At 46.4% G+C, this 700-nt stretch carries 1 pseudogene; it reads left to right on the top strand.

Annotated features, from left to right (window positions below):
* Positions 1-66: 66 nt before the first annotated feature.
* A pseudogene (locus AC3WJN_RS25585) lies at positions 67-700 on the top strand (IS5 family transposase); the annotation flags it as partial.

The following is a 700-nucleotide window of genomic DNA, read 5'->3' as shown; positions in this document are numbered from 1 at the left end:
TTAGGACGTGTCTGAAAACTAAAGAAAATGTGGTATGATTTAGGAAAAACGAATGGAGCAACGAGCATGATTCAAAGACGGTACGAAATAAACGATGAACAGTGGGAACAAATTCAGGACATGTTCCCCCCCTATCGAACAGGACGTCCGTCCAAATTAAGTAATCGTACCATGTTTAATGCCATTCTTTGGATTGCCCGAAGTGGTGCGGCTTGGCGAGATTTGCCGGAAGAACTTTATGGTTCATGGAAAACGGTCTACAGTCGCTTCTGCAAGTGGAGAGATACCGGATTACTTGTCGCCATCTTCCAAGCTCTTCACGTAGAACCTGACTTTGAAAACTTGAGCATCGATTCTACATCGGTCAAAGCTCATCAACACAGTGCGGGTGCTAAAAAAACGCAGAAGGACACGAAGTAAATCAGCACATAGGCGTCAGCCGTGGCGGAAAGACAACCAAACTTCATACCGTCGTCGATGGATTAGGGAATCCCCTCGCTTTTCTTCTCACGGGGGGGCACGTCTATGATTCCGTTCCAGCGATCAATTTGCTTCAAGGGTTTGATCTTACGGGAAGCCATATTGTTGGTGACAAAGCCTACGGCTCAGAAGCCATTCGGCATTGGATTACGGCTAAGCAGGCAGCGTACACCATCCCGCCTAAAGCGAATAATAAAAATCCTTGGAAAGTGGATTGGTA

It is taken from the genome of Brevibacillus sp. FW306-2-1A-C05A (assembly GCF_058781555.1).
The sequence above is the reverse complement of the archived record's forward strand: the minus strand, read 5'-3'. Positions and strand labels throughout refer to the sequence as shown.